This is a genomic window from Micromonospora sp. NPDC000668 (genome assembly GCF_042897975.1).
Lineage (GTDB): Bacteria > Actinomycetota > Actinomycetes > Mycobacteriales > Micromonosporaceae > Micromonospora.
The window spans coordinates 888422-914786 of sequence record NZ_JBIAYP010000003.1 but is presented as its reverse complement, the minus strand read 5'-3'; the positions used below and the strand labels follow the sequence as shown (position 1 = coordinate 914786).

28 protein-coding genes and 2 pseudogenes are annotated in these 26365 nt (G+C 72.8%); 24 read left to right on the top strand and 6 right to left on the bottom strand.

The features are described 5' to 3' along the window. Positions 1-34: 34 nt before the first annotated feature. Complete coding sequence (locus ACFY29_RS20545; protein ID WP_386988297.1) at positions 35-523, bottom strand: MSMEG_6728 family protein; 489 nt, start codon at positions 521-523, stop codon at positions 35-37. Positions 524-616: 93 nt separating this feature from the next. Here ACFY29_RS20545 and ACFY29_RS20540 point away from each other — a divergent pair, with 93 nt between their 5' ends. From ACFY29_RS20540 to ACFY29_RS20525, 4 genes are all read left to right on the top strand, one after another. Further along, entirely contained in the window at positions 617-2629 is a 2013-nt protein-coding gene (locus tag ACFY29_RS20540) for an NAD-binding protein (RefSeq protein WP_386988295.1), read from the top strand. Between the two features lie 65 nt (positions 2630-2694). Next, the gene (locus ACFY29_RS20535; protein WP_386988292.1) at positions 2695-5574 is read left to right on the top strand and encodes a BTAD domain-containing putative transcriptional regulator; all 2880 of its coding nucleotides are present in this window, start codon (positions 2695-2697) and stop codon (positions 5572-5574) included. Between the two features lie 30 nt (positions 5575-5604). Then, positions 5605-6594: an ATP-binding cassette domain-containing protein gene (locus ACFY29_RS20530; protein WP_386988290.1), complete on the top strand. Its 990-nt coding sequence runs from the start codon at positions 5605-5607 to the stop codon at positions 6592-6594. Positions 6595-6698: 104 nt separating this feature from the next. Further along, a complete protein-coding gene (locus ACFY29_RS20525; RefSeq protein WP_355602021.1) occupies positions 6699-7454 on the top strand; it encodes an ABC transporter permease in 756 nt (251 codons plus the stop codon). 27 nt (positions 7455-7481) lie between these two features. Here ACFY29_RS20525 and ACFY29_RS20520 read toward each other — a convergent pair whose 3' ends face one another. Then, entirely contained in the window at positions 7482-8720 is a 1239-nt protein-coding gene (locus tag ACFY29_RS20520; protein ID WP_386988287.1) for an APC family permease, read from the bottom strand. Positions 8721-8730: 10 nt separating this feature from the next. Further along, the gene (locus ACFY29_RS20515) at positions 8731-9468 is read right to left on the bottom strand and encodes a phosphatase PAP2 family protein (protein WP_386988532.1); all 738 of its coding nucleotides are present in this window, start codon (positions 9466-9468) and stop codon (positions 8731-8733) included. 118 nt (positions 9469-9586) lie between these two features. Between ACFY29_RS20515 and ACFY29_RS20510 the strand changes: the two genes are divergently transcribed. Then, positions 9587-10810: a DUF4032 domain-containing protein gene (locus tag ACFY29_RS20510; protein ID WP_328421019.1), complete on the top strand. Its 1224-nt coding sequence runs from the start codon at positions 9587-9589 to the stop codon at positions 10808-10810. A gap of 54 nt (positions 10811-10864) precedes the next feature. Here the strand turns inward: ACFY29_RS20510 and nagA are convergent, their stop codons facing one another. The 3 genes from nagA to ACFY29_RS20495 form a co-directional block, all read right to left on the bottom strand. Further along, positions 10865-11974, bottom strand: coding sequence for an N-acetylglucosamine-6-phosphate deacetylase (nagA, locus tag ACFY29_RS20505; RefSeq protein WP_328421017.1), 1110 nt, complete (start codon positions 11972-11974; stop codon positions 10865-10867). Continuing rightward, positions 11971-12942, bottom strand: coding sequence for an ROK family protein (locus tag ACFY29_RS20500; protein WP_386988283.1), 972 nt, complete (start codon positions 12940-12942; stop codon positions 11971-11973). The genes nagA and ACFY29_RS20500 overlap by 4 nt, the downstream gene beginning before the upstream one ends. Positions 12943-13018: 76 nt before the next feature. Next, positions 13019-13948 (bottom strand): sugar isomerase, encoded by a 930-nt coding sequence (locus tag ACFY29_RS20495; protein WP_328421013.1) that lies wholly within the window; start codon positions 13946-13948, stop codon positions 13019-13021. A gap of 200 nt (positions 13949-14148) precedes the next feature. Here ACFY29_RS20495 and ACFY29_RS20490 point away from each other — a divergent pair, with 200 nt between their 5' ends. The 19 genes and pseudogenes from ACFY29_RS20490 to ACFY29_RS20400 all read left to right on the top strand — a co-directional run bounded on the left by ACFY29_RS20490 (position 14149) and on the right by ACFY29_RS20400 (position 26359). Continuing rightward, a complete protein-coding gene (locus tag ACFY29_RS20490; RefSeq protein WP_053654382.1) occupies positions 14149-14934 on the top strand; it encodes a DeoR/GlpR family DNA-binding transcription regulator in 786 nt (261 codons plus the stop codon). A gap of 120 nt (positions 14935-15054) precedes the next feature. After that, positions 15055-16062, top strand: a complete 1008-nt coding sequence (locus ACFY29_RS20485) for an ATP-binding cassette domain-containing protein (RefSeq protein ID WP_386988279.1) — start codon at positions 15055-15057, stop codon at positions 16060-16062. Further along, positions 16059-17075 (top strand): ABC transporter permease subunit, encoded by a 1017-nt coding sequence (locus ACFY29_RS20480; RefSeq protein WP_386988276.1) that lies wholly within the window; start codon positions 16059-16061, stop codon positions 17073-17075. The genes ACFY29_RS20485 and ACFY29_RS20480 overlap by 4 nt, the downstream gene beginning before the upstream one ends. 101 nt (positions 17076-17176) lie before the next feature. Further along, positions 17177-17581, top strand: coding sequence for a DUF3263 domain-containing protein (locus tag ACFY29_RS20475; protein WP_328421004.1), 405 nt, complete (start codon positions 17177-17179; stop codon positions 17579-17581). Between the two features lie 183 nt (positions 17582-17764). After that, a complete protein-coding gene (locus ACFY29_RS20470; protein WP_386988273.1) occupies positions 17765-18421 on the top strand; it encodes a hypothetical protein in 657 nt (218 codons plus the stop codon). After that, positions 18418-18813: a phage holin family protein gene (locus ACFY29_RS20465; RefSeq protein ID WP_328421000.1), complete on the top strand. Its 396-nt coding sequence runs from the start codon at positions 18418-18420 to the stop codon at positions 18811-18813. The genes ACFY29_RS20470 and ACFY29_RS20465 overlap by 4 nt, the downstream gene beginning before the upstream one ends. Before the next feature lie 22 nt (positions 18814-18835). Continuing rightward, the gene (locus ACFY29_RS20460) at positions 18836-19489 is read left to right on the top strand and encodes a DUF3618 domain-containing protein (RefSeq protein ID WP_386988269.1); all 654 of its coding nucleotides are present in this window, start codon (positions 18836-18838) and stop codon (positions 19487-19489) included. Then, the gene (locus ACFY29_RS20455; protein WP_386988267.1) at positions 19458-20348 is read left to right on the top strand and encodes a hypothetical protein; all 891 of its coding nucleotides are present in this window, start codon (positions 19458-19460) and stop codon (positions 20346-20348) included. Before ACFY29_RS20460 ends, ACFY29_RS20455 begins: the two co-directional genes overlap by 32 nt. A 141-nt stretch (positions 20349-20489) precedes the next feature. Beyond that, complete coding sequence (locus ACFY29_RS20450; RefSeq protein ID WP_386988264.1) at positions 20490-20999, top strand: GNAT family N-acetyltransferase; 510 nt, start codon at positions 20490-20492, stop codon at positions 20997-20999. A 278-nt stretch (positions 21000-21277) separates the two neighbouring features. Continuing rightward, on the top strand, positions 21278-21691 hold the full coding sequence (locus ACFY29_RS20445; protein ID WP_386988261.1) for a hypothetical protein: 414 nt from the start codon (positions 21278-21280) through the stop codon (positions 21689-21691). A gap of 2 nt (positions 21692-21693) precedes the next feature. After that, the gene (locus ACFY29_RS20440) at positions 21694-22878 is read left to right on the top strand and encodes an SRPBCC family protein (protein ID WP_386988258.1); all 1185 of its coding nucleotides are present in this window, start codon (positions 21694-21696) and stop codon (positions 22876-22878) included. Then, a pseudogene (gvpJ, locus tag ACFY29_RS20435) lies at positions 22875-23090 on the top strand (gas vesicle protein GvpJ); the annotation flags it as partial. The gene ACFY29_RS20440 and the pseudogene gvpJ (ACFY29_RS20435), both read left to right, overlap by 4 nt. Positions 23091-23226: 136 nt before the next feature. Continuing rightward, on the top strand, positions 23227-23982 hold the full coding sequence (locus tag ACFY29_RS20430) for a GvpL/GvpF family gas vesicle protein (protein ID WP_386988255.1): 756 nt from the start codon (positions 23227-23229) through the stop codon (positions 23980-23982). Between the two features lie 3 nt (positions 23983-23985). Next, positions 23986-24306 (top strand): gas vesicle protein GvpG, encoded by a 321-nt coding sequence (locus ACFY29_RS20425; protein ID WP_386988252.1) that lies wholly within the window; start codon positions 23986-23988, stop codon positions 24304-24306. Next, positions 24272-24604, top strand: a complete 333-nt coding sequence (locus ACFY29_RS20420) for a gas vesicle protein (RefSeq protein ID WP_386988249.1) — start codon at positions 24272-24274, stop codon at positions 24602-24604. Before ACFY29_RS20425 ends, ACFY29_RS20420 begins: the two co-directional genes overlap by 35 nt. A gap of 49 nt (positions 24605-24653) precedes the next feature. Then, positions 24654-24806: pseudogene (gvpJ, locus tag ACFY29_RS20415) on the top strand (gas vesicle protein GvpJ); the annotation flags it as partial. A gap of 166 nt (positions 24807-24972) precedes the next feature. Beyond that, the gene (locus ACFY29_RS20410; protein WP_386988247.1) at positions 24973-25800 is read left to right on the top strand and encodes a GvpL/GvpF family gas vesicle protein; all 828 of its coding nucleotides are present in this window, start codon (positions 24973-24975) and stop codon (positions 25798-25800) included. Beyond that, a complete protein-coding gene (locus ACFY29_RS20405) occupies positions 25797-26009 on the top strand; it encodes a gas vesicle protein (protein ID WP_386988244.1) in 213 nt (70 codons plus the stop codon). Before ACFY29_RS20410 ends, ACFY29_RS20405 begins: the two co-directional genes overlap by 4 nt. Then, a complete protein-coding gene (locus ACFY29_RS20400; RefSeq protein WP_386988241.1) occupies positions 26006-26359 on the top strand; it encodes a gas vesicle protein K in 354 nt (117 codons plus the stop codon). The genes ACFY29_RS20405 and ACFY29_RS20400 overlap by 4 nt, the downstream gene beginning before the upstream one ends. Positions 26360-26365 lie beyond the last annotated feature (6 nt).

Below are 26365 nucleotides of genomic sequence, written 5' to 3'. Positions count from 1 at the left end.
CCTGACGGAGCCTCCAGTCTGCCGCACAAAACGGTCAGTCGCGCGGTAGGCAGCGGCGGCTCCGGTCGGAGGCGGGCCAGACGTACTCCAGGTCCGCCGGCACGTCGTCGCCGAAGATCGGGCGGTAGTGCGCGGGGTCCTTGCGTAGCAGTGACGAGCGGTGACTCAGGTGGAATTCGTCGCGGCCCAGCCAGGGAGGAAGTTCAGCGGCCTCGGCCAGCTCGGTTTGGGTACGCACGACGCCGGCTCCGCAGGCGGCGGCGAGGTCGACGGTCATCGTGGTGGCGCAGGTGTCGGCCCGCCCCGGCTCGGTCCAGACCGCGCACATGTCCAGCCCGTAGCGGGTGAGTGCCTCCTCGTACCCGGCCCACATCTTCACCGCCGGGTGGTTGCGCCAGCCGTACCCGGGCCGGGTGAGCCCACGCAGCACCTGGATGGCCTCCACCCGCTGCTTGCCCAGCCGCCTCTGGTCCAGCGTGCGGGCGCTGGCCAGGAAGTCCGGGTACGGGAGGAACGTCTGCATGCCGCTGCTCTACCCACCGCCCTGGCCGACATGCCTGGCCGGGATGATCCGGACGGGGTCGCCCACCGTGGTGGTGCTGACTACGATCCGGGCATGGCGGAGCCGTGGCGGGACCGGGCGCGACGGGCGGTCGAGTGGAACTGGCGACTGCGGTCCGCCGGGGACCCCCGTCCGCACTACGTGATCTGCGGGCGCGACGCGCTCGCCTACTACGTGGCCCGGGCGATGCTCGAATCCGAGTTGCCGGCCGGCGGGGCCCGGGTGACCGTGGTGGTGCCGGAGCGTTACCGCACCAACGGGCCGGACGTGGCCGGGCTGCGCGGGGTCCGGGTGGTCCGTTCCGACCGACTGGACGTGGCGACCTTCGAGGCCGCCGGGCTGGCCGGGGCTACCGGGCTGGCCCTGCTGCACCAGGACGACGTCGGCAACCTGCACGCCGCGCTCTGCGCCCAGGCCGTCGACCAGCGGGTCCGTCAGGTGCTGCGGATGTTCAACGGCACCCTCGCCGGTGGTGTGCGCAAGCTGCTCAAGGCGCCGGTCGAGGTGCTCTCCGACGCCGAGATGGCCGCACCGGCGTTCGTGGCCGCCGCGCTCGGCGAGGTCGACCCGAGCTCGTTCCAGCACCGGGACAAGACGCTGCGGGTGGCTCGCCGTGCCGACGTCCGGCCGCAGGATGTGGTCTGCGCGTTGGCCGACATCAGCGAGGAGCAGGGGGTGGAGCTGCTGCCGGCCGAGCAGGCCGACGCCGACCTGGTGCTCGCCGAGGCGACCGGGCAGCCGCCGGGCACCGAGGTCGCCGCCCGCCGGCTCGTCCGGGCGCGCCGGCGGCGCCGTCCGATGGCGGTGCTGCTGCGCGCGGTACGCGGCTTCGCCACCCGCAAGATCGGCATCGCGGTGATGCTGGTGCTCGCGGTGATCGCGCTGCTCGGCACGTTGATCTCCCGGGCCGAGGGCGTCTCCCCGGCCGAGGCGCTCTACCTGACGCTGGTCACCACCCTCAGCGGTGCCGACCCGGACACCGAAAAGGCGGCCGACGCGCAGATCATGCAGGTGGTGCTCAACCTGGCCGGGCTCGCGCTGATTCCGTTGATCACCGCGGTCGTGGTGGACGGCATCGTCAACGCGCGGCTGGCCCTGCACACCGGCCGGCTGCAGCCCGCCCGGGTCGGTCACTTCGTGGTGGTCGGCCTCGGCAACGTCGGCACCCGGGTGATGGCCCAGCTCCGCGAGTACGACGTCGAGGTGGTGGCGATCGACAAGGACCCGGAGCCGCGTGGCGCCGCCCTGGCCCGCCAGTTGGAGGTGCCGCTGATCGTCGGGGACGCCGCACTGCCGGAGACCCTGGCCGCCGCGTCGGTGGCGGACTGTCAGGCGCTGGTGGTGGCGTCCACCGACGACGTGGCCAACCTGGAGGCAGCGTTGGCGGCCCGGGATCTCCGCGACGACCTGCGGGTGGTGCTGCGGCTCTTCGACGGCGACTTCGCCGAACGGGTGGAGGAGACCTTCGCCCTCGGGGTGTCCCGCTCGGTCTCCTACCTGGCCGCTCCGGCCTTCATCGGGGCACTCACCGAACGCGCGGTGATCACCACCATCCCGGTCGACCGGCATGCGCTGCCGGTCGCCGAGGTGCCGGTCGCCCCCGGCTCCGAGTTGGACGGCCGGCCGCTCGACGTGGTCAACCGGGACGGGCAGGTCCGGTTGATCGCCCGGACCCCAGCCGGCGGCGCCAAGACCATCTGGTGGAGGGACCTTGACCCCCGACAGGTGATCTTCGCCGGCGACCGGCTCACCGTGGTCGCCCGCCGGCGCGGGCTGGACTGGCTGACCAGGCAGTGCGCCCCGCCCGCCCGCACCGGCCCGGTTCCCCGACCGGCCGGGCCCGTCCTCGGCGGGGTGCCGACCCCACTGGCGGCACCCAGGTCGGTGCCGGGGCCGGCGGATTGGGAGGTCGCCGCCTCCGCCCCTGGCGCGGCCCATCCCATGCCTACTCCGGTGTCACCCCCGGTCGGGGCGGTGCCGTCGGTCAACGGTGGACCGCCGGACGCGTCCGCCCCGGACGACGGCGGGCTGACCCGCCAACCCGATGGGGCCGGCGAGCCGAGCTGACCGGGTTCGCACGATGGCCTTGCCGGATAGCAGGGACGGGCTGGTCGTGAGTGACAATCGGGGTCATGCAATTCCGCATCCTGGGTCCGACTCAGGTGCTGTTGGCCGACGGGCGCGAGATCCCCGTGGGCGGTCCGCGGTTGCGCGCTCTGCTGGCGCTGCTTCTGCTCGACGCGGGCCGGATGGTGTCCGCGGAGCGGCTGATCGACGGCCTGTACGGCGAGCACCCGCCCCGTGGCGCGGCCAACGCACTCCAGTCCCAGGTTTCGCGGCTGCGCCAGGCCCTGCCCGCCGAGCACAACCCGGTCGAGTTCCACCCGGCTGGTTATCGCCTCGCCATTGATCCCGGCGATGTCGACGCGTACCGGTTCGAGCGGCTCGCCGAGGCGGGAAGCCGCGCGCTCGCCAGCGGCGACTGGTCCCGCGCGGTGGCCGTGTTACGCGAGGCGCTGGAGCTGTGGCGTGGTCCCGCCCTGGCCGACGTCATCGACCTGGCGGGCGCACCCGCGCAAGCGGCCCGGCTGGACGAGCTGCGGCTGGCCGCCATCGAAGATCGTATCGAGGCGGAGCTGGCGCTGGGCGCGCATGTCGCGCTGGTCGCGGAGCTGCGGGAGCTGGTCGTCGCGCATCCGTTGCGGGAGCGGTCGCGGGGCCAGCTCATGCGCGCCCTGTCCGCACTGGGCCGGCCGGCCGAGGCACTGGCCGAGTTCGAGGACGCCCGGCGAACGCTGGCCGAGCAGCTCGGCGTCGACCCGTCGGCGGCGCTGGCCGCGATTCACCTGGCTGTGCTGCGCGGTGAGGCGCACCCGGCCGTGCGCGGGACAAGCGAACCGGCACTGCCGAGCCAGCTCACCACGTTCGTCGGGCGGGAGGATGAGCTCAAGCGCGTTGGGGAGTTGCTCGGCGAGCGAAGGCTGGTCACGGTCACCGGCCCCGGGGGAGCGGGCAAGACGCGGTTGGCGATCGAGGCGGCAGGCCGCCTCGACAGTGAGGTCCGCTTCGTTGAGCTGGCTGGGCTGGCACATGGTTCGGACGTACCGCAGGCGGTGCTGAGCGCGCTCGGCCTGCGCGACGCGGGCCTGCGCGCCCCGGTCGAACCGAACCGGCAGGCAACCGACCGGCTGGTCGAGGCGCTCGCCGAGCGGCGGCTGCTCCTCGTGCTCGACAACTGCGAGCACGTCATCGCAGACGCGGCCCGGTTGGCCGCGCGGTTGCTGAGCGCGTGCCCGACGCTGTCTGTCCTGGCCACGAGTCGCGAACCGCTCGGGCTGGCCGGTGAGGCGTTGTGCCCGTTGTCCGGGCTGACCCTGCCGCCGCCCGACGTGTCGGTGCTGGACGCCGACGACTACGCCGCGGTCATCCTGTTCGCCCAGCGGGCCGCTGACGTCGCGCCCGACTTCGCCGTCACGTCGGCCAACGTCGAGATGGTGCTGCGGATCTGCCGTACCCTCGACGGCCTGCCGCTGGCGATCGAGCTGGCCGCCGCGCGGCTGCGGGCGCTGCCCGTCGCGGAGGTGGCCGCTCGTCTCGACGATCGGTTCCGGCTGCTGTCGATGGGCAACCGGGCCGCGTCGCCGCGACACCGCACGCTCCGAGCCGTGGTCGAATGGAGTTGGGACCTGCTCGACGACGCCGAACGGAGGCTGGCCCGACGGCTGACTGTCTTCGCTGGCGGTGCCACATTGGAGGCGGCCGGGAGGGTTTCCGGCCTGCCCACCGCCGAGTTCGTCGACGCGTTGACCGGTCTGGCCGACAAGTCCTTCGTCGAGTTGACCGGTGGTCGCTACCGGATGCTCGAGACGGTGCGCGCCTTCTGCGCCGAGCGTCTCGCCGAAGCCGGCGAGGCCGACCAGCTACGCCGCGCGCACGCCACGTATTTCCTGGAGTTCGCCTGGACCGCCAGTGACCACCTGAGGCGAGCTGAACAGTTGCAGTGGCTGCGACGGCTCGACGCCGAGCGGGACAACCTGCATGCGGCGCTGCGTCGTGCCACCGCGGCCGGTGACGCGTCCGACGCGGCCGGGCTGGTCGCGGCCCTGTCGTTCTACTGGTGGCTGCGCGGCATGCGCGGGGAAGGTGCCCGGCTGGCCGCCGACGTCCTCGACCTGCTCGGCGCCGAGGCACCGCCCGGGCTGGGTGAGGAGTTCGCCCTCTGCGTCTTCAACGCCTCGCTCGGTGGTTCCGGCCATCTGCCGTCCGGATCGCAGCAGTCCATGATCCGAAGCCTCGGCCGGCCGCCTCGACAACCTTTCCTGCTGTATTTGTCGGGGATCTCCACCGGGCCACCGTCCGGCGGTGCCGAGGACGTCGAAGACCTCATGCGGGAGCTGCGGCAGCTGGTCGGCCCGGATGTGTGGATCAACGCGCTCGGCGCGATGGGAACCGGCTCCGCGCAGATGTGGCGTGGTCAGTGGGACCAGTCCAGGACCGCACTGGTCACCGCGCTTGACGGCTTCCGGAGCACCGGGGACCGGTGGGGGGCCATGATCACGCTCGGCGCGCTCGGTGAACTCGCCGCCTGGCGGGATGATCCGGAGACGGCCAGCGCACACATGGATGAGGCCCTGGGGTTGGCCGAGAGCCTCGGATCGGCCGTCGATCAGGCCGACATGCTGCGTACCCGGGGCGAGCTGAGGCTGCGCGCCGGTGACCTCGCCGCGGCGTGGGACGACTTCGCCGCTGCGCTGCTCCTCGCGCAGCGCAGCGGCGCGCCGGAGTTCGTATCCAGCGCTCGGCTCGGCCTCGCCCAGGTCGCACGGCTGCGCGGAGATCTCGGCGAGGCGAGGCGGCTCTGCGAAGAGGCGTTGGTCGGCGGGCTCACCGGCTGGTACGTCGGCGAGGCCACCCGCTCGGAGATCATCCTCGTCCTCGACCAGATCACCGAGGCGGAGAAAGCCGGGGCACCGGAGGCGCCTGGTGCGCCGCCGTCAGCCGACGGTGCGTGAGCCGTCAGCGCCCGACCGCACCGTGGGGGCATGACGACATTCGACGTGGTCGCCGAAGGGCTGGGCAAGCGGTACGGCCCGACCCACGCGCTCGACACGTTTGACCTGACCGTACCGACCGGCGCGGTGCACGGACTGCTGGGACCGAACGGCGCCGGGAAGACGACGGCCGTACGGATCCTCGCCACGCTGCTGCACTTCGATGCCGGCAGGGCCACTGTGGCCGGATTCGACGTGCGGCGTCAGCCGGACGAGGTGCGTGCCCGGATCGGGCTGACCGGGCAGTACGCCGCCGTCGACGAGACCCTCAGCGGCCGGCAGAACCTGGAGCTGTTCGGCCGGCTGTTCCGGCTCGGCCGACGGGCGGCCCGCCAACGAGCCGACGAACTGCTGGAACGGTTCGGGCTCGACGAGGCGGCGAGTCGGTCCGCCGGTGAGTATTCGGGTGGGATGCGCCGCCGGCTGGACCTCGCCGCCAGCCTGATCCGCACGCCGCGCGTTCTCTTCCTCGACGAGCCGACGACCGGCCTGGACCCGCGCAGCCGCAACCAGGTGTGGGACCTCGTCCGGACCCTGGTCGCGGACGGGACCACGGTGCTGCTCACCACGCAGTACCTGGAGGAGGCCGACCAACTCGCCAACCGGATCTCGGTGATCGACGCCGGTCGGGTGGTGGCCGAGGGCTCACCGGACGAGCTGAAGTCGATGACCGGCGGTGACCGGGTCGAGGTGGTGGTGCGCGACGTGGCCGACCTGACCCAGGCTGCCCGCATCGTGACCCGGATCTGCGGCGCGGAGCCCGAGCGCGATCCGGAGATCCGGCGGCTCAGCGCGCCGGTGACCGACCGGGTCACCGGGCTGGTCGACGTGGTGCGGGCGTTGGACGACGCGGGGATCGCGGTCGAGGACATCGGCCTGCGCCGCGCGACGCTGGACGAGGCGTTCCTGCACCTGACCGGGCACCGCCCCGACGAAGCCCGCGTGCCCGTCGGCGCCGGAGGAAAGGTGGACGCGGCATGACCACTGCGATCCGATCGGTCGAAACGGCGGCCACCACGGTCCCGCCGGTGCCCGCGCGTACGCCGCTGGCGCGGTTGGGTGCCGCGATCACCGACGGCTGGACAATGACCAGGCGCAACATGATCCACGTGATCCGTGCGCCGGAGGAGCTGATCCTCTACTTCTCGCTGCCGATCATGTTTGTGCTCGTCTTCGGCTACGTGTTCGGCAGCGGCATGCAGGTGCCGGGCGGCGGCAACTATCGCGAGTTCCTGCTGCCCGGGGTCTTCGTGATGACGATGCTGTACGGGCTTGGCGCCACCGCGACCGGCGTGGCGCTCGACCTCAGTCGGGGTGTCGTGGACCGGTTCCGGTCGATGCCGATGGCGCGTTCCGCCCTCATGACCGGCCGCAGTGCCGCCGATCTGCTCCGCGCCCTGCTGGAGATGGCCACCCTGCTGGTCTGTGGCCTGCTCGTCGGGTGGCAGTGGCGAGAGGGCGTGGGCCGGGCGTTGCTCGCCGTCGGGCTCCTCCTACTGCTGCGGGTCTCGATCACCTGGATCGGCATCTACCTGGCGTTGCTGGTCCGCAATCCGGACACGGTCGGCGTGATCGTCTTCCCGGCGGCGTTCCCGCTCACCGCGATCTCCAACGTGTTCGTGTCGCCCGAGCTCATGCCGCCGTGGATCGGCGCGATCTCGGAGTGGAACCCGCTGTCGGCCACCGTCGCGGCGATCCGCCAACTGTTCGGCAATCCGGGCCTGGGTGGCGACTCCTGGCCGGCAGAGAACGCGATGCTGTTGGCGGTGGTGTGGCCGGTGCTGCTGATCGCGACGTTCGCTCCGCTGGCAGTGCGCCGCTACCAGCGGCTGAGTCGCTGACCCCTGGTCGCCGGTGGCCTCCTCGGGTCAGCGGCGACCAGGCCGTAGCGCGTACCAGGCGGCGCCGACGGCGAGCACTCCGAAGCCGGCGAGGACGTTGCTCAGTGGGAGGTTGACCGCGAGCACCAGGCAGCCGACCAGGCCCAGGCCGGCGAGCACCCGAACCGGCAGCTTCCGCCCCGGCTCCCGGCCCAGCGTCAGCGCTGCCGCGTTGGTGATCGCGTAGTAGACGAGCACGGTGCAGCTGGAGAAGCCGATCGCGTCCCGCACGTCGCCGAGCAGCACCACCAGGATCACCACGGCGGCCACGGCCACCTCGGCCCGGTGCGGCACCTGGCGTACGGGGTGTACGGCGGCCAGCGCGCCGGGCAGGTCGCGGCGGCGGGCCATCGCCAGGGTGGTCCGGCCGACCCCGGCGACCAGGGACAGCAGCACTCCGATGACGGCGATGGTGGCCCCGGCGCGGACCACCCAGGCCAGGCCGGGTAGCCCGGCGGCGGTCACCACGTCGACCAGGGGCGCGGCGGAGTCGGCCAGCCGGTCGGGGCCGAGCACGCCGATCGTGACCACGGCCAGCACCAGGTAGATCGCGAGCACCACGCCGAGCGCCAGCGGCACCGCCCGGGGGATGGTCCGCTGCGGATCACGGACCTCCTCGCCGAGCGTGGCGATCCGGGCGTACCCGGCGAAGGCGAAGAACAGCAGCCCGGCGGCGGTGAGCACGCCCCGGCCGGAGCCACCGGGATCGCCGAGCCGGTCCAGCGCCAGGTCGCCACCGGCGACGCCGACGACCGCGACCAGGGCCAGCACCGCGAGCACCAGCGCGACCAGGGCCTTGGTCACGGTTGCCGTCTTGCCGATGCCGCGCAGGTTCACCGCGGTGACCGCGAGGACAGCGCTGACCGCGACCAGCCGGGCCTGACCCGGCCACAGGTAGGCCCCGATGGTCAGCGCCATCGCCGCGCAGCTCGCCGTCTTGCCGACGACGAATCCCCAACCGGCCACGAAGCCGGCCAGCGGCCCGAGGCGCTCCCGTCCGTAGACGTAGGTCCCGCCGGACTCCGGATAGCGGGCCGCCAGTCGGGCCGAACTGGTCGCGTTGCAGAAGGCGATGAAGCCGGCGAGCACCAGGGCGGGCAGCAGGCCGGCGCCGCCGGCCGCCGCCGCGGCCGGGCCGAAGACCACGAAGACGCCCGCGCCGAGCATCGAGCCCAACCCGATGACCACCGCATCGGGTACGTCGAGCCGTCGCGCCAGGTGATTCACCCGCCGCACCCTAGGGGTACGAGGTGAACGGCCGGTCCCACTGGCGTAGCCGGCCGGGCAGCGGCAGGTTGTCCCACGGTGCCCGGTGCAGCAGCCGGTCCAGGATCAGCCCGAGCAGCAGCCCGGCCACCGAGTCGGTCAGCCAGTGCCAGCCCAGGTAGGTGGTGGTGGTGAGCACCGCCAGGGGCGGCACCACGCGGATCACGATGACCAGCCGGGCCGGAAGTTGCCGGCCGAAGCTGCGCGCCAGTGGGACGAGCAGCAGCGCGATGACGCCGTACCAGACGATCGCGTTGGCGACGTGCCCCGACGGGTAGGACTGGGCGAACCGGACCGGCAGGTCGTCGTGGAACAGCGGCAGGGTCTGCTCGGGTGGCAGGTAGGGCTCCTTGACGCTCGCGCTCGGCGCCGCCCGGGCGGTCCACACCTTGAGCGGGCCGATGGTCAGATAGGTCAGCCCGAACGCGACCACCGGCGGCAGGACCGGTCGCAGCGACCGGAGCCGGACGGCCAGCAGCACACCCAGCCCGGCGGCGATCAAGGTCAGCGGGGTGCCCTGGCCGAGCAGGTTCAGCACCCGGGCCGCCCAGTACGCGACCGCCGGCCGATGCCCGTCGGCCCAGTCGGCGACCGCCCGGTCCAGCCCGAAGAGCTGGTCCGCGGCGAGCGCCACGGTCAGCCCGACCAGCCCCAGCAGCAGCAGGGCATCGAACCACCAGCCGGCCGGCCGGACCGGCCGTAGCCGCAGGTGACGTCGTACCGCTGTGGTCTCCCGCACGCGACCACGCTACCGGCACCGGGCGAGGCCGCCGTCCCGCGCTGTGTGCCCAGCCACGATGAGAGGCGGATGTGGGGGGAGACCAGTCATGCTTGTGCCCGTGCGGATCACGTCTGCCCTCGTGGACCCGGCGCTGCTCGACCTGCCCTGGTCGACACCGCTGGAGGAGTGGCCTGCCCAGCACCTGGTGGCCCTGCCGCAGGGCATCTCCCGACACATCGTCCGGTTCGTCCGGCTGGGTGAGTACGTCTACGCGTTCAAGGAGACTCGCGAGCGGATCGCCGAACGGGAGTACGACCTGCTCCGGGCCCTGGAGCGGATCGACTTCCCGTCGGTCGAGGCCGTGGCGGTGGTCGCCGACCGGCAGACCGAGGACGGGGAACCCCTCGAATCGGTGCTGATCACCCGGCACCTGCAGTTCTCACTGCCCTACCGGGCGCTCTTCTCGCACACCCTGCGGCCGGAGACGATGAGCCGGCTGCTCGACGCGCTCGCCGCGTTGATCGTGCGGATGCACCTGACCGGTTTCTTCTGGGGCGACTGCTCGCTGTCCAACACGCTGTTCCGGCGGGATGCCGGCGCCTTCGCGGCGTACCTGGTGGACGCGGAGACGGGCGCGCTGCACAACTCACTCTCCAACGGCCAGCGCGGCGAGGATCTGGAGATCGCCCGGGTCAACATCTTTGGCGAGGCACTGGACCTGCAGGCCGCTGGCCTGCTGCACGAGTCCATCGACCCGGAGCTGGTCTGCGAGGAGGTCGTGCAGCGCTACGAGCGGCTCTGGCACGAGATCACCTACGAGCAGGCGGTCGAGCGGGAGGCCCGGCACGACATCGAGGGCCGGATCCGCCGCCTCAACGACCTGGGCTTCGACGTGGCCGAGGTGGCCATGTCGACCATTGACAACGGGCGTTACCTGGTCCGGCCGAAGGTGGTCGACGCCGGCTACCACACCCGGCGGCTGCTGCGACTCACCGGGTTGGACGCCGAGGAGAACCAGGCGCGCAAGCTGCTCAACGACCTGGACGCCTACCGGGCGGAGAGCGACCTGAACGACGAGCAGCAGGCGGCGCACCGCTGGCTCACCGAGGTCTTCGAGCCGGTGGTCCGGGCGGTGCCCGCGCACCTGCGCCGCAAGCTGGAGCCGCAGGAGCTGTTCGCGCAGATCATCGAGCACAAGTGGCTGCTCTCCGAGCGGGCCGGCCGGGACGTCGGGATGCGCCACGCGGTCCAGTCGTACCTGGCCGACGTGCTGGTGCATCGCCCCGACGAGCAGGCCGTGCTCGGCGTCGAGGTCTCCACCCTCGGCTGACCCGAGCCTGGGGCTTCGGATTCGCCGGTGCCGCCAGGCCGGGCAGAGCGCCCGTCACTCCACCCAGGAGCCGCCGCGCAGCACCCGGACCACGTTCAGGTCCTCGTCGAGCACCACCAGGTCGGCGCGGAGGCCGACCTGAAGGGAGCCCACCCGGTCGCCCAGGCCGATGGCGCGGGCCGGGGTGGTGGCCACCATCCGCGTCGCGTCGGCGATCGGGATGCCGGCCTCCACGGCGTGCCGCAGCGCCGCGTCCATGGTCAGGGTGCTGCCGGCGATCGCTCCGTCGCGGGCCAGCCGGGCCACCCCGTCGGCCACGGTGACGACCTGACCGCCCAGCTCGTACTCGCCGTCGGGCATACCGGCGGCGGCCATCGCGTCGGTGATCAGCGCGGCCCGGTCCGGGCCGGCGGTCGTGGTGGCGAAGGTCAGCATGCCGTCGTGCAGGTGCACCCCGTCGGCGACCAGCTCGCAGACCACGGTGGGTGCGTCGAGCAGGGCCACCACCGGGCCGGGCTCGCGGTGGTGCACCGGCCGCATGCCGTTGAACAGGTGGGTGCCGACGCTGGCGCCGGCGGCGATCGCGGCGCGGGTCTGCTCGTAGGTGGCGTCGGTGTGGCCCACCGCGGCCACCACCCGGTGGGCGGTGAGCAGCTTGATCGCCTCCAGCGCGCCGTCCCGCTCAGGGGCGAGGGTGACCATCCGGATCCCGCCCCCGCCCAGCTCGATCAACTCGGCCAGCTCGTCGGTGGACGGGTCGCGGAGGTACTCCGGGTTCTGCGCCCCACAGCGGACGGCGGAGAGGTAGGGCCCCTCGAAGTGGATGCCCGCCAGCACGCCCGCGTCGACCAGCGGTGCGAACGCCTCGGTGGCCGCGCGCATCAGCGGGAAGGGTGCGCTGACCAGGCTGGCCAGCAGAGTGGTGGTGCCGTGGCCCAGATGGAACGCCGCCGCGGACCGGGCCTGGTCGGCGTCTCCGGTGGTGAAGGTGTGCCCGCCGCCGCCGTGGGTGTGCATGTCGACGAAGCCGGGCAGGATCCAGTGCCCGTCGCGGACCGACGGGTATTCGGCCACCGCGGTGATCCGGTCGCCGTCCCACTCGACGCAGCCCTGCCGGATGACACCGGTCGGGGTCACCACTCGGCCGTTCACCCGCACGGTCATCGCTTCTCCTGATGGTCACGGACGCCGGCGGCGTCCAGGGCGAGCAGAGCGGCGCCGAGGCAGCCGGCCTCGTCGCCGAGGGCTGCCGCGACCAGCCGCGGCTCCCGGTGGAAGGTCATTCGTTCGTGCAGCGCCGTCCGCAGCGGGTCGAGCAGCCGGTGCCCGGCCTGCGCCAGGCCACCGCCGAGCACGATCGTCGACACGTCGAACAGCGCCTGCCCGGAGGCCAGGCCGTCGGCCAGTGCCTCGACCGCCTCCTGCCAGACCCGGCCCGCGAGCGGCTCGCCGGCTGCGGCCCGCTCGGCCACCTCGGCCGCCGTGACCGGTTCGGCGGGCGTCCCGCCGGCCAGTTCCACGTAGCGGCGGCCGATCGCGGAGGCGGAGGCGACCGCCTCCAGGCAGCCGGGCCGACCGCAGCCGCAGCGCGGGCCGCCGGGACGTACCAGGATGTGGCCGATCTCCCCGGCAGCGCCGTGAGCGCCGACGGCGGCCGTGCCGTCGACCACGTGCGCGGCGGCGATGCCGGTGCCGATCGCCACGAAGAGCACGTGGCCGGTGCCGCGGCCGGCGCCGAGCCGGGCCTCGGCGAGGCCACCGGCCCGCACGTCGTGGCCGAGCGCCGTGGGCAGGCCGAGCCGCGCCACCGCCAGGTCCCGCAGCGGTACGTCCCGGAAGCCCACGTTCGCCGACCAGACCGCGACCCCGCGCGCCTCGTCCACCACCCCGGGCACGGCGATGCCGAGCGCGACCGGGGTGAGCCCGTCGGCGCGCGCCTTGCCGGCCAGCCCCTCGGCAACGTCCAGGATGGTGCCGACCACGGCGGCCGGGCCGCGCGCGGCGTCGGTGGAGTGCCGTTCGGTGTGTACCGCGACGCCGTCCGGTCGGACCAGGGCGCACTTCATGCCGGTGCCGCCGACGTCCAGCGCGACGACCACCCGGTCGGTGCCCACGGCGTGGCCGTCGCTCACGTCGGCACTCCGCTGCGCTCCGTGCCGACGCTCCGCGCCACGCTGCTGTGCCTGATGGTTCGCTCGCTGCGCTCGCTCACGCCAGCACCACCGACCGGGTCAGGTGACGGGGCGCGTCCGGGTCGAGACCCCGGCTGGTCGCCAGGGCCACCGCGAAGCGCTGGGCGAGGATCAGGTCGGCCATCGGGTCGACCGGGGTCCGGCCGGCGGCCCAACTGCCCAGCACCGTGCGGCACCCGTGCGTGCGGCTGTGTACGAAGGCCGCGCCGGTGGCGGCCACGTCCTCGGGCAGCCCGTCGGGCAGTTCGCCGAACGCCCAGACCAGCCGGCCGGGCGCGGCGATCGAGATGGGTCCGTGCCGGTAGTCCATCGCCGGGTACGCCTCGGCCCAGAAGGTGGCCGCCTCGCGGCACTTCAGCGCGGCCTCCTGGGCCAGCCCGACCGTCCACCCCCGACCGAGGAAGGTGACCTGCCCGATGGTGGCCGGATCGATCGGCAGCGGGGCGCGCACGGCCACCTCGGCGTCGGCGGCGAGGGCGGTCACCGGGTCGCCGAGGTTGGCCCGGAGCAGGGCCAGCGCGGTGGTCGCGAAGCGGGTCTGCACCACCGATCGCTCGTCGGCGAAGGGCATGGTCACCGCGGCGTTGGCCAGGTCGACCGCCGGGGACGCCGGGTCGCCGACGATGACGGTGCTGGGCACCAGCCCGCGCAGCGCGGCCAGCAGCTCCAGCACCTCGGTGGTGGTGCCGGAACGGGTGATAGCGATCAGCCGGTCGTAGCGGCGGCCGACGGGGAACTCGGATGCCTGGAACGCGTCGGTCTCGCCCTGGCCGGCCTGCTCGCGGCGGGCCGCGTACGCCATCGCCATGAACCACGACGTGCCGCAGCCGACGACGGCGACCCGCTCGCCGGGGCGCGGCAAATCACCACGCACGACGCCGGCCAGGTCGGCCGCCTCCCGCCAGCAGTCGGGTTGGCTCGCGATCTCCGCGTCCACGTATGCCATGGGAAACTCCTCGCAGGGCCGGCCGGTGCGCAATACGGCTCGTTACACCCGTATTTCGCGCGTCATTCTGCGCGAAACTGGGTGGCCGTGGCAACCGACCAGCCGATCGCGCAGGCCGGTCTTTTGCGCAAGCCTAGTTTCGCGCACTAGTGTGCACGCAATCAATCACCGTTCGTGCAGTCAGTGGGAGGACCCCCGCGGTGGACCGGTACGCCAGATGGAACGCCCTGCTCGAGATGCTGACCGACAACGGCCGGGTCAGCGTCGAGGCGGCCGCTGAGCGGCTGGACGTCTCCCAGGCCACCATTCGCCGTGACTTCGACCAGCTTGCCCAGCAGCAGATGATCACCAGGACCCGGGGTGGTGCGGTGGCCAACGGGGTCTCGTACGACCTGCCGCTGCGCTACAAGACCGCCAAGCACTCGGCGGAGAAGCAGCGGATCGGCGCCGCCGCCGCGGCGCTCGTCACGCCCGGCACCGTGGTCGGCCTGAACGGCGGCACCACCAGCACCGAGGTGGCCCGGGCACTGGCCGTCCGGCCGGATCTGAACACCAGCGCCGAGGGTGCCCAGCTCACCGTGGTGACCAACGCGCTGAACATCGCCAACGAACTGCTGGTCCGGTCGCGGATGAAGGTCGTGGTGGCCGGCGGGGTGGTGCGTCCCAAGTCGTTCGAGCTGGTCGGCCCGCTGGGCGGGGCGCTGCTGCGTGAGGTCACCCTGGACGTCGCGCTGCTCGGTGTGGACGCGATCGATCCGCAGCTCGGCGCCGCCGCCCACCACGAGGGGGAGGCGGCGATGAACAACCTGATGGTGGCCCGCGCCAAGCGGGTGGTGATCATCGCGGACTCGTCCAAGTTGGGGGGTCACGCCTTCGCCCGGATCTGCCCGGTCGAGCGGGTGGAGACGCTGGTGACCGACTCCGGCGCCGCCCCGGAGGTGGTGGACGCGTTCCGCGCCGCCGGCGTGCAGGTCGTCTGCGCCTGACCGGTCACTCTCCGTCTATCAATTACCTCCTTCGGCGCGCCGATGCATACCGCGTATTGCGCACCGCTGCATACCGCGTATGGTGTCGGCTGTCACGCCCATCATCGGGGGAGGTGCAGCTTGCCAGCTGTCCTGGAGATCGAAGGTCTACGTAAGACGTACAAGAGTCGTCGACGCGGCACCCGCAACGCGCTCGACGGTTTCGACATGCGGGTCGACGCGGGGCAGGTGCACGGCTTCCTGGGTCCCAACGGGTCCGGCAAGACCACCACGCTGCGTACGCTGCTCGGCCTGATCCGACCCGACGGCGGGCGGATGGCGCTGCTCGGGCACGAGGTGCCCGACGCGCTGCCCACCGTCGCCGGTCATGTCGGCGCCATCGTGGAAAGCCCGCAGTTCTTCCCGCACTTCTCGGCGCGGGACACGCTGTCTCTGCTGGCCGGGGCCGGCGAGGTGCCGGTCACCCGGGTCGACGAGGTGCTGGAGCTCGTCGGGCTGCGCGACCGGGCCGGCGAGCGGGTCAAGACGTACTCGCTGGGCATGAAGCAGCGGCTCGCCGTGGCCTCCGCCCTACTGAAGAACCCGAATCTGCTCATCCTCGACGAGCCGGCCAACGGCCTCGACCCGGGCGGCATCCGGGAGATGCGCACGTTGATGAGGACGCTCGCCGAATCCGGGATGACCGTGGTGCTGTCCAGCCACATCCTCGGCGAGATCCAGCTGATCTGCGACTCGGTCACCATCATCTCGCTGGGCCGGCGGGTCGCCTTCGGCCCGGTCGACGAGGTGCTCGCCCAGCACTCGTCCGGTGCCGTCCTGGTCCGGCTGGAGGCGGTCAGCGACCTGCCGGCGGCCACCGACGCGCTCACCCGGGCCGGGATCCGGGTCACCGGCCACCCGGACCACCTGATGCTGGCCGGCGTCGACAAGCCGGCCACGGTGACCCGGCTGCTCGCCGAGCACAACCTCTACGTCAGCGAGCTGGCCCCGGTCGCCGTGGACCTGGAGAGCGTCTTCCTCGAACTGACCGCCACCGCGCCGGTACCCGGACAGAACCGGCAGGTCGACGAGTCCACGAAGGTCGGTGGGACGGGTCAGCCCGCCACCGGAGGAGGGTGGGGCGCGTGAGCCTCTATCGTACGGAGCTGCGCCGGCTGGCCAAGCGGCGTTTCACCCGCTACATGTCGTTGCTCGGCCTGCTGGTGCTGGCCGCAGTGGTGATCGGGGTGTTCTTCACGAACCAGAAGATCGGCACCGATCAGCTGGCCCAGGCCGAGCGCCAGGCCGAGCAGAGCTACCAGGAGCAGGTGCGCTGGAGCGAGCAGGAGCGCGTCAACTGCGAGCAGGCCAAGACCGCCGGCACGCCGAACGACGGCCGCTACCCCGACGACTGCTCGGTGATCACGCCGCCGCCCCGCGACCAGATCCAGGCGGAGTGGTTCCTGCCCTCCACGTTCAACTTCCGTGAGACGTTCCCCGAGACGCTGATCCCGTTCGCGGCGATCCTCGCCCTGGTCGGGTTCGTGGTCGGCGCGTCCTTCGTCGGCGCCGAGTGGAGCACCGGCGGCATGATGAACCTGCTGCTCTGGCGGCCGAAGCGACTCACCGTGCTGCTCACCAAACTGGCCGCGCTGCTCACCGGCATTCTGGCGGTGACGCTGCCCGCCGCAGTGCTCTGGTTCGCCGGGTTCTGGGCGGTCGCCGCGTTCCGGGGTAGCACCGAGAAGATGACCTCCGGGGCCTGGCAGTCGTTCGCCCTCACCGGGCTGCGCGGTGTCGTGCTGGTACTGGTGCTCACCACCATCGGCTTCGCGCTGGCCTCGCTGGGCCGGCACACCGCGATGGCTCTCGGCGGCGTGGTGGCGGTGATGGTGGTCGGCCAGTTCGGCCTGGGCATCCTGCTGGAGATGGCCAATGTGCGGTGGACCGAGGCATGGCTGCTGCCCACGTACGTGCTGGCCTGGATGACGAAGACGGTCACCCTGCAGGACTGGGACTCCTGTAACGCCACCTACTACGGCGAGTGCAAGCCGGAGACCCTGGACATCACCTGGCAGCAGTCCTCGGTGCTGCTCTCCGTCGGGGTGGTGGTGATCCTCGGCGCGGCCCTCTGGGCGATCCGTCGGCGCGACATCTCCTGACCGGTGCGGCGCGGCCGGCCCGGCCGTCGGGGTTCCCGGCGGTGCGGCGCCGGCCGCGCCGCCTGCTGCGACCCGGGTCGACCCTGGTTAGGCTGAGTGCCATGCCCGCCGACGCCACCCCCGCCGCCCCCGAGCCGTCCACCGACGCTCGTCCGGGCCACGTGGCGGCTGGTGGCGGGCCGATCGTCCCGACACCCCGGCCGGCGCCGGCCGACGAGAACACCGACGACCTCGCGCCGGATGCCAGGGACGACGCCGAACCCACCGCGTCGGCGGCGGGGTTGACCGAGCGGGAACGGGCCATCCTCGCCTTCGAGCAGCAGTGGTGGCGGCACGCAGGCGCCAAGGAGCAGTCCGTCCGGGACACCTTCGGGGTGTCCTCGACCCGGTACTACCAACTCCTCAACGCGCTGCTCGACAACCCGGCGGCACTCGTCGCCGACCCCGTGCTGATTGGCCGGCTCCGTCGACTCCGCTCGTCGCGCGCCCGCAACCGCCGCCGCTGACCGCGTCCGTTGCGGCGGATGGCGAAGAACGTTGCGCCATCGGTGAATGATGCCCACTTGCGAACCGCCTCCCAGGTGCCCGGTCCGTCGCAGCCGGCGAAAGCATGTCGCCAGATGCGACGGGTAGGCGGGACGGGTACCGGGCCGCCGTCAGGGGGCTCCGGGCCGACGGGGGGAGGGGCTATGACGGGTACCAACCCGAGCCGGCCATCGCAGGGTGCGACCGGCACCGGGCAGCAGGCTCGGCAGGAGGCGTCTCGGGTCGGGCAGCAGGCCGCACAGGCCGGCGGCCAGGTCGCCCACGCCGCCGCTGAGCAGGGTGGGCAGGTAGCGACCGAGGCGCGCCAGCAGGCCCAGCACCTGACCGGGGAGGCCACCAACCAGCTGCGTGAGCAGGCCCGGTCGCAACAGCAACGGGCCGTCGACGGGCTGCGCGACCTGGGCCAGGGGCTCAACTCCATGGCCGAACGGGACGGCGACTCCGGGTTGGCCGGCCAGGCGGTCCGCCGGGCGGCGGACGCCGCCCAACGTGCCGCCGGTTGGCTCGACGGACGGGAGCCCGGTGAGGTGCTGGACGACGTGCGTACGTACGCCCGGCAGCATCCCGGCACCTTCCTAGCCGGCGCTGCGGTGGCCGGGTTGCTGGTCGGGCGGCTCACCCGTGGTCTGACCAGCAGTGGCGATGGAGGGATGTCAGGCGGCCCACCGGCCCCACAGGGCCAGGCAGCCGGGGCCGGGCCGCAGCAGTATGAGCAGCCGTACAGCGGGGTGGCCCGGGCGCAGAACGCCTCGCCGGCCGGCCGGCCGGAGCGGGACCTGCCGGGCGGGGTGGCACCGTGAGCGCCCCGGAGAAGGAGCGGACCCAGGCCTCGGTCGGCGACCTGCTGGGTGACGTGACCCGGGACCTCTCCACGCTGATGCGCAAGGAGGTCGAGCTGGCCAAGGCTGAGCTCCGCGAGGAGGCGAGCCAGGCCGGCAAGGCCGGTGGCATGTTCGGCGGGGCGGGGCTGGCCGGGTTCCTGGCCGTGCTGTTCGTGTCGTACGCCGCCTGGTGGGGGCTGTCCAACACGATGGACCAGGGCTGGGCCGCACTGATCGTCGCGATCATCTGGGCGGTCGTCGCCGCTGGCCTCTTCATCAACGCGCGGAGCCAACTGAGGGCGGCACGTGCGGTGCTGCCCCGGACGAAGCAGACCGCCCGGGAACTGCCGGACGCCATGCGGGGTCGGTGAACGAGTCGGGAGGAAACAGGTCATGTCCAGTGATCCGGATCGGATCCGGCGGGAGATCGAGACCACCCGCAACGAGTTGAGCAACGATGTCGACGCGCTGACCGACAGGATGAATCCGCGTCGGATCGCCGGTGATCGCGTGAGCGAGGCCCGTGGCGCGTTCACCCGAGCGAAGGAGAAGGTGATGGGCAGCACGAGCCATGGCGGTCAGGAGGCCAGCCAGCGGATGTCGCACATGGCCGGCTCGGTACGCGACGAGGCTCGGTCGTTGGGGCAGCAGTCGCGGGGTGCGATGTATTCGGCGCGGGACGAGGCCCAGTCGCTCGGGCGGCAGACCCGCGAGCAGGCGCAGGGCAATCCATTGGCGGCTGGGTTGGTCGCCTTCGGCGTCGGGCTGCTGGCCGCCTCGCTGGTCCCACCGAGCGGGCGGGAACGGCAACTCGCCGGCCAGGCCCGGAGCATGGTGACCGAACACTCCGGTGAGCTGCGCGAACAGGCGAGCCAGGTCGGGCACCAGATGCAGGACAACCTGCGCGAGCCCGCGCAGCAGGCGGCGCAGTCGGTGCGGTCCACCGCCGAGCAGGGGATGTCGGCGGTCCGGGAGCAGAGCCGGTCATCCGCCGGTCAGGTGCAGGGGCAGGCGCATGCGGCAGCCGACGACCTCCGGCAGCGCTGACCCGAGCGGGCCGGGGCCGGCACCGATGCGGGTTCGTTCCGCGTCCGCGCCGGCCCCCGGCCGTCCGGTGAACGAGGACCTGGTCTTCCGGTTCGGCCCGCTGGTCGGCGTCCTGGACGGCGCCACCGTGCCGGAGGGCTTCGACACCGGCTGTGTGCACGGGCCGGAGTGGTACGTCCGGCACCTGGCCGCCCGGCTCGGCGTGGCCGAGGCGGCGCGCCCGTCGGCCAGGCTGACCAGCAACCTGGCCGCAGCCATTCTCGCCGTTCGCGCCGACCACGGCGGGCAGTGCGATCTCGACCATCCCGGCACACCGTCCAGCACCGTCTGCCTGCTGCGTGACTGTGGCGACCAGGTGGACTACCTGGTGCTCTGCGACAGCCCACTGGTGCTCGACGCCGGCGGCCAGGTCAGCGTGGTGACCGACGATCGGCTGGAGTCGGCGATGGCCGACCTGCGCCGAACCGTCGCCACCGTGCCGGCCGGCGCCGCCGACCCGGTCACCCGGTTTCGCCAGGCCGTGGGCGTCCAGCGGGAGCGGATGAACCGCACACACGGCTACTGGGTGGCGGCGGCCGACCCGGACGCGGCCTTCCACGCGGTGACCGGGACGTTGCCCCGGCGAGGCCCGGCGGCGGTGCGCCGGGCGGCGCTGCTCAGCGACGGCGCGTCCAGCGCGGTCGAGCAGTTCGGGCTGACCGACTGGGCCGGGCTGCTGGACATGTTGAGCGCCGACGGCCCGGGCGCGTTGCTCGATCGGGTTCGGGACGCCGAGCGCGACCACCCCGACCGGCTGCGCCGGCACAAGCCGACCGACGACGCCTCGGTGGTGTTCTGCGAGTTCGGGCCGGCGGCCTGATCGATCTGCCGCACGACCGGCTGGCGACAGAGCGTGAGGTGGAACACCCCGGCCGCCCGACCGGCTGGTACCGGTAGCCGGACCGCCAGTGGATGCCCAATGGGGTGGACTTCGGCCGGTGAGGGCGGCAGACTGCGGCACGTGGCGGGTGCGGTCCGGTTGGAGCCGGTGGACGAGCGGAACCTGGAGCCGTTGCTCTCCGTAGCGGCTGCCGAGGCCGAGCCGGGTGACGTGATGCCTCCGGTCGAGGCTCCCGCCGGCTGGTCGCTCGCCCGCCGGGAGGCGTTCCGGGATTTCCACCGGGCGAGCTTCGGCGGCCTGGACGGCCCGACCCGCTCGCAGATGTACGCGATCCTCGTCGGTGGCGAGGTGATGGGCATGGTGCGGATGACGCGCTGTGACGAGCCCGGCACGGTGGAGACCGGGATGTGGCTGGGTCGCTCGGCACGCGGGCAGGGGATCGGCGCCACCGCCCTGCGCGAGTTGCTGAACGCCGCCGCCCGAGCGGGCATGCGGGCCGTGGTGGCCGAGACGACCCCGGACAATGTCGGCGCCGTCGCCGTGCTGAAGAAGTGCGGTGCGAAACTGCGCGAGGACGGCGGCAAGGTACGCGCCGAAATCTGCCTCGATTTGACGCCGCCCGCGCTCTGAAGCCCATTTCGAGGCTTCGCGCCTCCTGTCATTCTCCCTGCTCCTGACCGCCTGAAAGTCCGGTCTGGGGCGTGCCGCCCCGCATTTCCGGATGGCCTTTCCCGAAGCTTAAGGAAATTGCCGAAGCGGTTTCGGAGTAATGCCGCCGGGTACTGCCCGCCGGGTCCGTAGATACGGGATGCCTGATCGAAGGCACAGTTCACACCACTCCCCGGTAGCCCTTCTCCGGCCCTCACCGGGCAGGCGTCCGGACCCCCGCGGGGAGCGAAGGAGACCTGATGAAGACCGGAACACGAATCGGGCTGGCGGTGGGCTTCGGCTACCTGCTGGGCCGCCGCCGCAAGTTGCGTACGGCGCTCACCCTGGCCGCGGCGGTCGCCGCCGGCCGGGCGAGCCAGAACCCGGGCGGGCTGCTGAAGCGCGGCACCGATGTGCTGCATTCGTCCCCCCAGCTGAGCAACCTGAGCCGGCTCGGCGCGCCGCTCGTCAACGCCGGCCGGTCTGCCGCGACCGCGGCGGCCGGCAGCGGCGTCGACGCTCTCACCGGTCGGCTGCGCGGCTCCGCCGACGCGCTGCGCCGCCGCTCAGGCAACCAGAGCGGCGCTGGCGACAACGGCGCGGGTGAGGACACCGACCGCGGCGCGACGGACGACCGGGACGAGGCGGCGGCCGGGCAGCGGCGGGGGCGGTGACCATGACGGAGAACACCAACCCGGGGGGACTCTGCGACAAGCTCCGCGGCCAGTTGGCCGATGAGGTGCGCAACCTCGCCGGGGCGATCGGCGATCGTGCGATGAGCGTGGTGACCGAGCGGATCACCGGTGCGACCGGCCGGATCAGCGAGTACGCGCGCCAGGGCGGTGGGCCCGGTCTGATCGCCGCCGCCACGGGTGCGCAGAAGCTGGCCGAGGGCGGCTCACCGGTGAAGGCGATGGTGCATGCCGGGGTGGCCGGCGGTAAGGAGAAGGTGATGTCGGCTCTCGGCCGCACGGGCGGGAAGGGCGGCGGCAAGAAGAAGGTCACCAACATCGTCGAGACGATCGAGGTCGGTGTGCCGGTACGGGCCGCGTACAACCAGTGGACGCAGTTCGGCGACTTCCCGAGCTTCATGAAGAAGGTCGAGAACGTCGACACCGAGAACGACGAGAAGGTGACCTGGAAGGCCCAGGTCCTGTGGTCGCACCGGACGTGGGAGTCGACCATCGTCCGGCAGGTGCCGGACAAGCTCATCCACTGGCGGTCTAAGGGTGACAAGGGTTCGGTCGACGGCACCGTCAGCTTCCACGAGATCACCCCGGACCTGACCCGCATCCTGGTGGTGCTGGAGTACCACCCGCAGGGCCTCTTCGAGCACACCGGCAACCTGTGGCGCGCCCAGGGCCGGCGGGTGCGGCTGGAGTTGAAGCACTTCGTCCGGCACGTGATGACCGAGGTGGTCCTCGACCCGGACCAGGTCGAGGGCTGGCGCGGCGAGATCCGCGACTCCCAGGTGGTCAAGGACCACGAGACCGGCCTACGCGAGGAACGGGAGCAGCGCGGCCAGGCGCCGGCCGGCCCCGAGGCCGACGAGTTCGCCGAGGAGGAGCCGACCGGGGAAGAGCCTCGCCGCCGGCACGGCGGGCGACTGCGCCAGCGGCCTCCCCGCCGACCGGCCGAGCCGGAGTACGACGAGGAGTACGAGGCCTACGAGGACGGCTACGACGAGGGGTACGCGGAGGAGCCCCACGAGGAGCCGACGCCACCCCGCCGCCGCGCTCCCGACCGGGCCCGCCGACTCCAGCCGCGCGAGGAGCCGCAGCGCCCCCGGCCGGCCGTCCGCCGTGGACCGGAGCCGCCGCGCCGCCCCGTCGTGCGCCGTCGCCGGGAGGAGGGCGAGTGACGCTCGTACCCGGCGACGACGCTGTCGGCGGCGCCCTGGAACGTGTGGGTTCCTCCAGCGGGCTCGCGGACGTGGTGGAGACCGTGCTCGACAAGGGCGTGGTGATCGACGCGCAGGTGACGGTCGGGGTCATCGGCATCCCCCTGGTGGAGATCAACGCCCGGGTGGTGGTGGCGAGCATCGAGACGTACCTGCGGTTCGCCGAGGCGGTCGACCGGTTGGACATCGCCCCAGACGAGGGCGAGGGGCTGGCCGGCCTCCTCGGCGGCGTCACCGGCACCGTCCGGGACGTCACCGACTCGGTCGGTGGTATCGCCGGCAATGTGCGTGACCTTGGGAGGAGTTGAGATGGCGGACGAGACGGGACTGTTCGTCTACGGGCTGGTGCCGGCCGACGTGGAGGCGACGCCCGACGCCGCCGGGGTCGGCGACCCTCCCGGCGAGGTGACGGTGATCCGGCACGGCGATCTCGGGGCCCTGGTCAGTGCGGTGGCGCTGGATGTGCCGCTCGGCCGGTCGGCGGATCTGCGGGCGTACCAGGAGCTGTTGGACGGGACCGCGGTCGTGGCGCCGGTGCTGCCGGTGCGGTTCGGCACCGTGGTCACCGGCCCGGACGCGGTGCTTGACCTGCTCCGACCGCATCACGATCGGTTCGCCGCCGCGCTCGCCGAGTTCGAGGGCAGGGTGCAGTACGTCGTGCACGGCCGCTTCGACGAGCGGATGTTGCTACGCGGCGTGCTCGACGAGAACCCGACCGCCGCCCGGCTCGCCGAGCAGGTGCGTGGTCGGGCCGAGGCGGCCAGCCGTGAGCCGCGGATTCGGCTCGGGGAGCTGATCAGCCAGGCGGTGGAGCTGCGCCGCGAGGCGGAGAACCGGCGGCTACTCGACGCCACGGCCGAGTACGTCGTCTCCACGCAGCTGCGTCCGCCCAGCCACGAGTTGGACGCGGCGCACCTGGCCCTGCTGGTGGACATCGACCAAGAGGCCGCACTGGTCGATGCGCTGGATGAGTACGCGCAGCACTGCGGCGGCCTGCTGCGGCTGCGGCTGCTCGGGCCGCTCGCCCCGTACGACTTCGTCAGCGCGCACCAGTTGGCGGGCTGACCGGTGGACCTGCTCTGGGCGCTGCTGACCCTGCCGTACGCGCCGGTGCGCGGGCTGACCGCAGTGGTCGGGGTGGTCGCGCGGGAAGCCGAGTCGCGGCAGCGGAACCCGGTCAACATCCGACGCGAGCTGGAGGAACTGGACGCGGCGGCAGCTGCCGGTGAACTCAGCGCCGAGGAACGCGACCGGGCCGAGCAGCGGGTGCTGGACCGGCTGACCGGGGGCGCGCGGTCCGGTGAGCGATCACGCCCGGCTCGGCGTGGCCCGGCACGCGAGGGAGGAGTGCGCGATGACCGACGACGACGTCCGGGCACGACGGCGTGACCCGGCCGCAGAGGGCTACCCCGCCGAGGAGTACGTGGAGCCGGTGTCGGCGGCCGAGGCGGCTCGGGCGGGGCTCCGGCAGCTCGTCGAGCTGACCGGACGGGAGCCGTCCGGGACCACGTCGCTGGAGGCCACCGAGGACGGCTGGCTGGTCGGGGTGGAGATGGTGGAGGCGCATCGGATCCCCAACTCCGTCGATCTGCTCGGCCTCTACGAGGTGGAGCTGGACATCGAGGGTGGGCTGCTCGGCTACCGGCGGGTGCGGCGCTACCAGCGCGGGAAGGGTGAGGTGGGCTGAGATGACCGCTGCGCAACCGCCATCGGTGGTGCAGAACTCCGGACAGGTCCTGCCCGCAGGCCACGAGCCGGCCAATCTGGGCGACATCCTGGAGCGGGTGCTCGACCGGGGCATCGTGATCGCCGGCGACATCCGGGTCAGCCTCCTCGACATCGAGCTGCTGACGCTGAAATTGCGGTTGGTCATCGCGTCGGTCGACACCGCGCGGCAGATCGGCATCGACTGGTGGGAGCACGACCCGTGGCTCAGCTCACGGGCTCGACCCCCGGTGGAGCCGGGACCGCGTGACCCGGAGGAGGTCGAAGCGGAGCGGCGCCCCCGAGTTGCGGCTCGGGCGCGACGCCGGGACGCCGAAGTGGAGGAGTGGGATGAGTTCGACGGTTGAGGTGGCCGCCGACCGGCCCGCCCCCGCCGCCGCTGCCTGGCTGCACGGCGTGGTCCGGGACGCCGAGCCGGCGACGCTGGCGGCGATCGTCGGGATGGACGGAGCCCCGGTCCGCGCGGTGTCCGCCGCCGGGTTGGTCGCCGTGGTCAGCACCGCGCCGCTGAACGAGTACGGCGAGCAGCCCCTGCGCCGCAACCTGGAGGACCTGGCCTGGCTGGAGCGGGCGGCCCGGGCGCACCACGCGGTGGTCGAGGCGCTGGCACGGCGGGGGCCGGTGGTGCCGGCCCGGCTCGCCACCGTGCACACGAACGACGACCGGGTGGCCGGCTCTCTCACAGCCCGGCGGGCCGAACTGGTCGCCACCCTGGACCGGCTGACCGGGCGCGGCGAGTGGGGTGTCAAGGGCTACCTGGTACCGGGAGCGGCTACCGCGAGCGCCGAAGCGGCCGGGGCCGGCGGGGTGGGGACGGCGTACCTGCGCCGCCGACGGGCCCAGTTGACCGCCCGTGAGGAACGTCAGCAGGTGGCGAGCGCGGCCGCGGACGCGGTGCACGCCGCCCTGTGCGAGTTGGCCGTGGCGGGCCGGCGGCACGCCCCACAGGACCGGCGGCTTTCCGGGGCGTCCACCCCGATGGTGCTCAACGGGGCGTACCTGGTCGACCTCGCGGAGCTGTCCCGCTTCACCGAGCTGGTCGGCTCGCTGAGCGGACGACATGCGGGACTCCACCTGGAGCTGACCGGGCCGTGGCCGGCCTACTCCTTCGTCGCGGAACGACCGGAGCCCGCGCTCACCGTTCAGGAGCAGCGGTGACCACCGCGCTCGCGCCGAACAGCGCCGACGATCCGTTGGCCTACCGGCCGGTCGCCCTGGTCGACCTGCTCGACCGGGTGCTCGCCACCGGAGTGGTGATCAGCGGCGACATCACCCTATCCATCGCCGACGTGGATCTCGTCCGGATCTCGCTGCGTGCGCTGGTCGCCTCGGTCGGCGCGCTGGCCCAGACGGAGGACGCCGGATGAACGGGCGGGACGAGGCGGCGGAACTGGCCACCGCGCTGGGCGCGGAGTCGTGGCAACCGCCCCGGGTCGCCCCGCTGGACCGCCGGATCGCCGTGGACCGCGACTCGGTCGAGCGGGGGCTGGCCAGCCTGGTGCTCACCGTCGTCGAGTTGCTGCGGCAGCTGATGGAGCGGCAGGCGCTGCGCCGGGTGGACCTCGGTGACCTCACCGAGGAGCAGGTCGAGCGGATCGGGGTGACACTGATGGCCCTGGAGGAGCAGATGGTCGGACTGCGCGAACACTTCGGCCTGGCGCCGGAGGACCTGAACCTGGACCTTGGGCCGCTCGGCCCGCTCCTCCCCACGGACTGACCCGAG